The sequence below is a fragment of the Kitasatospora sp. NPDC057512 genome (assembly GCF_042802135.1).
Lineage (GTDB): Bacteria > Actinomycetota > Actinomycetes > Streptomycetales > Streptomycetaceae > Kitasatospora.
In genome coordinates, this window is sequence record NZ_JBHVET010000453.1 from 1 (window position 1) to 7,101 (window position 7,101).

Here is a 7,101-nt window from a genome sequence, read left to right on the forward strand (position 1 = left end):
AACATCATCAGTCGGACATCGTCAACCGGACAGCATCAGGTGAACCGGATCAGTTGAACCGGATCAGTTGAACAGCACCTTCTCGTTGTTCGGCTGCAGGGTGCCGGTGGTCAGCCCGGCGGCCGAGACCAGCAGCTGGCCGGCCGGCTTGCCGTCGGTGCCCAGCACCTCGGCGGTGACCGCCGTGGTCTCGTCCGGCGCGGTGACCTGGAGGCCGGTGAGCACGTGGCAGGTCGCGTCCGACTTGTCGCAGGCGCTCCACTTGAGGCCCGCGTAGCCGGACTTGTTGGGCTTCAGGGTGACCAGCACCGCGGGCCCGGGGTGCGACTCGCGGTTGGCCGCCAGCGCGTCCGCGCTGTTGTCGGCCTTCACGCCGCCGAAACCCGGGTAGCCGTACAGGGTGCAGTTGTGGCTGCTCTTGTTCTTGATCGTCAGCATGGCCGAGCCCGCGCCCTTGAGCTGCACGGTGGCGGTGATGTCGTCGCTCTTGCAGCGCGAACCGGCCGCCTGGCCGGCCATCGGGTCGCCGGGGACGGTGGCCCCGGCGGCGCTCGCCTTCGGGTCGCCCGGCTTGTCGTCGGTGTACTTCACGTCGTCGCACGCGGTCAGCAGCACGGTCGCCGCGAGGGCGGCGACACCGGCGGCGACTAACCTGGCAGGCCTGCGAACGGTCATGTTCCCCCCATGGGTGGGTAATGGCATGGTGCTGTCACCCTAAGTACGAAGGTGGTGGCGCAACGGTTCCACTGGGACTGCAGTTTGTCAGAGCTGACCGTTTTCGTCGTCTTCCTGACTGGTTCCGATCACTCCTGGCGAGAACTGGCTCCGCTCCTACGAAACCGCCCCGCCCGGCGGGTGCCGGACGGGGCGGTACGGGTGGAGCGGGTGGAGCGGGTGGTACGGGTGGAGCAGGTCGAACGACCCGATCAGGCGGCCGGCTTGGCGGCCACCGGCTGGGCGGGCTTCTTGCTCCCGCCGCCGAGCACGTTGAAGAACACCGCCAGGGTCGGGACCAGGTAGAGCAGCCAGACCACCAGCTGCAGCACCGTCGGGTCCGGCTGGAAGTTGAACACGCCCTTCAGCAGCGTGCCGTACCAGCTGTCCTTGGGGATGGTGCTGGAGATGTCGAAGGCCGTGCTGTGCAGGCCGGGCAGCCAGCCGGCCTCCTGGAGGTCGTGCACGCCGTAGGCGAGGACGCCGGCCGCGACCACGACCAGCATCGCGCCGGTCCAGGTGAAGAACTTGGCCAGGTTGATCTTCAGCGCGCCCCGGTAGAACAGCCAGCCGAGCACCACCGAGGTGAGCAGGCCGAGCGCGGCGCCGATCAGCGGGTTCCAGCCGTCGCCGGTGGCCTGCACCGCGGTCCAGATGAACAGGGAGGTCTCCAGGCCCTCGCGGCCGACGGCCAGGAAGGCGGTGACCACCAGAGCGGTGGTGCCCATCGCGATCGCCGCGTCCAGCTTGCCGTGCAGCTCGGTCTTCAGGTGCCGGGCGGTGCGCCGCATCCAGAACACCATCCAGGTCACCAGGCCGACCGAGATGATCGACAGCGAGCCGCCGAGCGCTTCCTGGGCCTCGAAGGTGAGCTGCGAGGAGCCGAACTGGAGCACCGCGCCGAAGGCCATGGAGAGCGCCACGGCCGAGCCGACGCCGATCCACACCGGCGCCAGCCGGTCCTTGCGGCCGGTCTTGACCAGGTAGGCGATCAGGATGCAGACGACCAGGCTGGCTTCGAGGCCTTCGCGCAGGCCGATCAGGTAGTTGCCGAACACGCGGGCTCCTGGGGGGGGTGTCGAGATGGTACGGGAGAGCAGGAGGGGTGTCAGCCGAAGAGGGCCTGGCCCCACCACTCCCCCGGCTTGCGCACGCCCGCCGGGCAGGCGAAGTGGGCGGAGCCGACGTGCTGGATGTACTCGTTGAGCTTGTCGCTCGCCGCGAGCTTCTGCTGGAGCGGGACGAAGGCCTTGCGGGTGTCGCGCTGGTAGGCGAGGAAGAACAGCCCCGCGTCCAGGCGGCCGAGGCCGTCGGTGCCGTCGGTGAAGGAGAAGCCGCGGCGCAGGATCATCAGGCCGCTGTTGGCTTCCGGGTGGGCGAGGGCGACGTGCGAGGTCGCGGGCATCGCCGCGAGGTCCGGCGCGTCGTGCTCCCTGCCCTTGCCGTACGGGGCGCCCTCGCCCTTGGTGCGGCCGAAGGTGTCCTCCTGGTCCTTGAGCGAGGCGCGGTCCCAGGTCTCGATGTGCATCCGGATCCGCCGGGCGACCAGGTAGGAGCCGCCGGTCATCCACTCCGGGCCGTCGCCGGGGGCGGCCCAGACGTGGTCGGCCAGCTTCGCGGCGTCGGTGCCCGCGATGTTGTGGGTGCCGTCCTTGAACCCCATCAGGTTGCGCGGGGTCTGCTCGTCCGGGGTGGTCGAGGAGGTCTTGCCGAAACCGAGCTGCGACCAGCGGATGTTGACGGTGCCCATGCCGATCCGGGCCAGGTTGCGGATCGCGTGCACGGCGACCTGCGGGTCGTCGGCGCAGGCCTGGACGCAGAGGTCGCCGCCGCTGCGGGTCGGGTCGAGCTTGTCGCCCTTGAAGTTCGGCAGGTCGATCAGGCCCTCGGGGCGCTTGGCCTGGAGGCCGAAGCGGTCGACGCCGTCCTTCTCGAACAGGCTCGGACCGAAGCCGATGGTCAGGGTGAGCCGGGAGGCGGGCAGGCCGAGGGCCTCGCCGGTGTCGTCCGGCGGCGCCTCCGGCGAGCCGGGCACCGCGCCGGTGCCGACCTCGCGGCCGCCGGTCATCGCGGCGGCCGCCTTGGTCCACTCCTTGAGCAGCTTGACCAGGGATTCCCGGGTGGCCTTCTCGGAGACGTCGAAGGCGGCGAAGTGCAGCCGGTCCTGGACCGGGGTGGAGATGCCCGCCTGGTGCTCGCCGTAGAACGGCACCTCGGCGCCGACGGGGGCGGCGACCGGGACGGCGTCGTCCTGCCGGGTGGCCGCGGCGACCGAGCCGACGGCGGCGGCGCCGAGCGCGACGCCCGCGCCGGCCCAGCCGATGACGGCGCGTCGGCTGACCGCGCCCCTGGTCCCGGTGGCGTCGGCGGCGGCCGGCGTCCCGTTCTGCTGCTCGTTCTCCGCGTCCATCGGCGGGCGGGCCCTTCTACTGTGCTGGACTTCTACGCTGACCCACGGAGGCCGTGGGGCCCGGATCGCGGGCCGCCACGGCGTCGGCGGGGTACTTCGGGTGGGTGGCCGGTTACTTGACGACCACGGCGGCGGCCAGCTTCGACAGCGGCTCGCCCAGCGAGTTGACCGCGTCGGAGAAGGCCTTGCGCTCGGCCTCGGTGACCTTGTCGTAGGAGGTGAAGGTGCCGTCGGCCTGCTTGTACTTGGCCAGCAGGGTGTTGATGGCGGCGAACTCGGAGTCCAGCGTCTTCGCCAACTCCGCGTCCTTCTCGGAGGCGACCGGCTTCAGCAGCTCGTAGGCCTTCTGCGCACCCTCGACGTTGGCCTGGAAGTCGGCCAGGTCGGTGTGGCTGTAGCGGTCCTCCTCACCGGTGATCTTGTTGGTGGCGACCTCGTCCAGCAGCTCCTTGGCGCCGTTGGCCATGCTGGTCGCGGTGATCTCCGCCTCGGGGATCTTCTTCTGCCAGTCCTTGAGGTCGGCGACCAGCTGGTCGGCGAGCTTCTTCTCGTCGTCGCCGATCTTCGCGTCGGCCCAGAGCGACTTCTCCAGCTTGTGCCAGCCGGTCCACGCCTGGCCCGGCTCCAGCTTGTCCTCGCGGGTGTCGGTCTTCGGGTCGACGTCGCCGAAGCTCTCGGCGACCGGCTCGGTGCGCTCCCAGCCGGTGCGCGAGGGCGCGTACAGCGACTTGGCCTTCTCCAAGTCGTCCGCCTTGATCGCGGCCGCGAAGGCCTCGACGGCCGGGATGGTGGCGTCGGCCTGCTCCTGGGCGTACTTCCGGTAGGCGTCGACGGCGGCGGCCAGGCGCGGGTCGGCCGGCGCGGCGCTGCCGCCCTCGCCGGTGACGGTGATCTTCTGGCGGATGCCGTTGCCGACCATGCCGGGCTTGCAGGCGATCTCGTACGAGCCGGCCTTGATCTCGGCGTTGATGCTGGCCTTGGTGCCGGGGCCGATGTTCTCGCGCTCGGTGACGATCTTGTCGCCGTCGCCGTAGACGTAGACCTCGGTGGTCTTGGAGCCCTTGTTGCTGATGTCCAGGACGACGTGGCCGGCCGGGAAGGTGGTCTTGGAGACCTCGCAGGCGGTGTCGGTCGCGTTCACCTTGACCGCGTCGGAGCCGCCCGCCTTGTCGTCCTTCTTGGACGCACAGCCGGCCAGGGCTGCGGTCGCCACGGCGAGGGTGAGCAGCGCGGCTGCGGTGGAACGGCGACGGGCGGACATGCGGGCTCCAACGGGAAAGGGCATGGGTGTGCCAAGGCAGTGCGGCCGGCCGGGGACCAGCAGACCATCATTAGCTAAGGCATACCTTACGTAAAGACGATTTTCCGTCTACACCCACCCCCTGAACCGTTACCTTCCCGGTGTCCGGCGGGCCGCGGCCCGGGCCGTCCAGCGCCCCTCGTGCCGGCTGATCCGGATCGGGTGGCCGAAGGTCTCGCTGATCAGCTCCGTGGTCATCACCTCGTCCACCGGCCCGGCCGCGACGCACTCGCCGCCGCGCAGCAGCAGGGCGTGGGTGGTGCTCTCCGGCAGCTCCTCCAGGTGGTGGGTGACCAGCACGCTGGCCAGCTCCGGGTGCTGGTGGCGCAGCAGGTCCAGGCTGTCCAGCAGCAGTTCCCGGGCGGTCAGGTCGAGCCCGGTGGCGGGCTCGTCGAGCAGCAGCAGCCGGGGGCTGGGCATCAGCGCGCGGGCGATCAGGGCCCGGCCGCGCTCGCCCTGGGAGAGCGTCGTCCACGCGGCCTCGGCCATCGCGCGCATGCCGAGCGTGTCGATCAGCTGCTCGGCCCGCTCCAGCGCCTCCGGGGCCGGCTTGCGGTGGAACTCCGGCTCGATGGTGTTGGTGTGCCCGGTGAGCACCACCTCGCGCACGCTCAGCGGCGAGCGCAGCGGGTGGCGGGGGTTGACGTGCCCGAGGTGGGCGCGCAGCTCGCGGACGTCCACCCGGCCGAGCCGTCGGCCGAGCACGTCCACCTCGCCGCGGGTGGGGTGGGATACGGCGCCGAGCAGCGCGAGCAGGGTGGACTTGCCGGCGCCGTTGGGGCCGAGCAGCGCCCAGTGCTCGCCGGGCCGGATCTCCAGGGTGATCCCGCGCAGCAGGTGGCGGCCGTCGCGCACGACGTCCACGTCCCGGGTGCGCAGCACCGGCCCGGCGAAGTCGGGGGCGGATGAGTTCATGGGGCTCCGATCGCGGTGCCGGGCAGGGTGCGGGCGGGGCGCCGCACGGGACGGTCCGGCGCCGTCCGTCCGCGTGCAGAGTACAACCGTCGGGTCGCGGGAGGTCGGGGCGTCCGAGGGATGGACGCGCCAGAACCCTGTCGCCCGCCGGGAGTTGGGAGGAGGATGGTGCCCTTTCCGAGGGGGGACGAGGGGGACTCGATGACCGCGGACGGGGAACGGGCCGCCGGCACGCTGCACGGGCTGGTCGAGGAACGGGCCCGCCGGGCGCCGACGGCGGTGGCCGTGCGCTGCGGCGGGCAGGAGCTCACCTACGGGGAGCTGGTGGAGCGGGCCGGGCGGCTGGCCGCCGTGCTGGCGGAGCGGGGCCTGGCCCCGGGCGGGCGGGCGGCGGTCGCGCTGGGCCGGGGCACCGAGGTGTACGTGGCGCTGCTGGCCGTGCTGACGGCGGGCGCGGCGTTCGTGCCGCTGGAGCCGACCGCCCCGGACGCGCTGCTGCGGCACGTGCTGGCGGACGCCGCACCGGACGTGGTGGTGACCGAGGAGCGCCACCGGGTCCGGCTGGCGGACGCCGGCGGGGCGCGGCTGGTCTGCGTCGACACGGCCGCCCCCGCGCGGGCCCCGTTCGAACCGCCCGAGGTCGCCGCCGCCGACCTCGCCTGCGTCTTCTACACCTCCGGCTCCACCGCTCTGCCCCTCGGCGCGCTGATCGAGCACCGCAACCTGCTGGCCGCGTACGAGGGCTGGCGCGAGGTGTACGGGCTGACCGCCGGGGACCGGGTCCTGCAGACCGCGAGCCTGGAGTTCGACGTCTTCACCGCCGACTGGGTCCGGGCCCTGGGCACCGGCGCCACCCTGGTCGTCACCCCGTTCAACCTCACCCTGGACCGCGCCGCCGACCTCGGGGCGCTGCCCGCCCTGGTCGCCGCCGAGCGGATCACCGTCCTGGAGCTGAACGTCCGCACCGCGCGCCGGCTGACCGCCCTGCTGGCGCGCACCGGCGGCGGGCTACCCGGGGTGCGGCTGCTCACCGTCGGCGCCGAGAAGTGGTACCTGGACGAGCAGTTGGGCCTGCAACGGCTGCTCGGCGGGGAGGCGAGGGTGCTGAACGTCTACGGCCTGGCGGAGGCCACCGTGGACAGCACCTGGTTCGACGCCCGGGGCACCGCGGCCGCCGAGGGCGCCGAGCGGGTCTCGCTGGTCGGCCGGCCCTTCCCCGGCACCCGGGTGTACGTGCTGGGCCCGAACGGCACCCCCGCCAAGCAGGGCATGACCGGGGAGATCGCGGTCGCCGGCGCCGGCCTGGCCCGCGGCTACCTGAACCGGCCGGCGGACACCGCCCGCCGCTTCGTCCGGGCGGACTTCGACCCGGACGGCCGGGTGCTGCTGACCGGCGACCTCGGGGTGCTGCGGGCGGACGGCGTGCTGGAGTTCACCGCCCGGGCCGCGACCGTGGTCGGCCCGCTCGGCACGGAGCGGCCGACCGGCGTGCTGGCGCGGGTGCGGGCGGCGGTCCACGCGGAGGGCACCCTGCGCGGGCACCCGGCGGTGCGGGAGGCGGCCGTCGTCTACGTGGAGCCGGCGCCGGGGCGGCGGCGGCTGGTCGGCTACGCGGTGACCGATCCGGACGCGGACGGGGCGGACGGCTGGTCGCTCTCCCAGTACCTGGCCAGGGAGCTCAGGGGCCGCCCGGTGCCCGCCGCCGTCATCCCGCGCCGCGACATGCCGCGCACCCGGTCCGGGAATCAGAACCCCGCGGCAC

Annotated in this window: 6 protein-coding genes; 1 reads left to right on the forward strand and 5 read right to left on the reverse strand. The window is 72.7% G+C overall.

Annotated elements, in window-relative coordinates:
• Positions 1-63 precede the first annotated feature (63 nt).
• The 5 genes from ACFU6K_RS25905 to ACFU6K_RS25925 all read right to left on the reverse strand — a co-directional run bounded on the left by ACFU6K_RS25905 (position 64) and on the right by ACFU6K_RS25925 (position 5,339).
• Positions 64-675: a DUF4232 domain-containing protein gene (locus ACFU6K_RS25905; protein WP_380666854.1), complete on the reverse strand. Its 612-nt coding sequence runs from the start codon at positions 673-675 to the stop codon at positions 64-66.
• A 251-nt stretch (positions 676-926) separates the two neighbouring features.
• Positions 927-1,772 (reverse strand): iron uptake transporter permease EfeU, encoded by an 846-nt coding sequence (gene efeU / locus ACFU6K_RS25910; RefSeq protein ID WP_380666855.1) that lies wholly within the window; start codon positions 1,770-1,772, stop codon positions 927-929.
• Positions 1,773-1,822: 50 nt separating this feature from the next.
• Entirely contained in the window at positions 1,823-3,124 is a 1,302-nt protein-coding gene (gene efeB / locus ACFU6K_RS25915) for an iron uptake transporter deferrochelatase/peroxidase subunit (RefSeq protein WP_380666857.1), read from the reverse strand.
• A 112-nt stretch (positions 3,125-3,236) separates the two neighbouring features.
• On the reverse strand, positions 3,237-4,385 hold the full coding sequence (gene efeO, locus ACFU6K_RS25920; protein WP_049655802.1) for an iron uptake system protein EfeO: 1,149 nt from the start codon (positions 4,383-4,385) through the stop codon (positions 3,237-3,239).
• Positions 4,386-4,514: 129 nt separating this feature from the next.
• Positions 4,515-5,339 (reverse strand): ABC transporter ATP-binding protein, encoded by an 825-nt coding sequence (locus tag ACFU6K_RS25925; protein ID WP_380666859.1) that lies wholly within the window; start codon positions 5,337-5,339, stop codon positions 4,515-4,517.
• A 201-nt stretch (positions 5,340-5,540) separates the two neighbouring features.
• Between ACFU6K_RS25925 and ACFU6K_RS25930 the strand changes: the two genes are divergently transcribed.
• On the forward strand, positions 5,541-7,101 hold a 1,561-nt coding region (locus ACFU6K_RS25930; RefSeq protein WP_380666861.1), incomplete at its 3' end, for an AMP-binding protein.

Excerpts from the sequence above, each read along its gene's own strand:
- ACFU6K_RS25905 (WP_380666854.1), bottom strand. The coding sequence starts at position 675 with ATGACCGTTCGCAGGCCTGCCAGGTTAGTCGCCGCCGGTGTCGCCGCC.
- efeB (WP_380666857.1), bottom strand. The coding sequence starts at position 3,124 with ATGGACGCGGAGAACGAGCAGCAGAACGGGACGCCGGCCGCCGCCGAC.
- efeO (WP_049655802.1), bottom strand. The coding sequence starts at position 4,385 with ATGTCCGCCCGTCGCCGTTCCACCGCAGCCGCGCTGCTCACCCTCGCC.
- ACFU6K_RS25925 (WP_380666859.1), bottom strand. The coding sequence starts at position 5,339 with ATGAACTCATCCGCCCCCGACTTCGCCGGGCCGGTGCTGCGCACCCGG.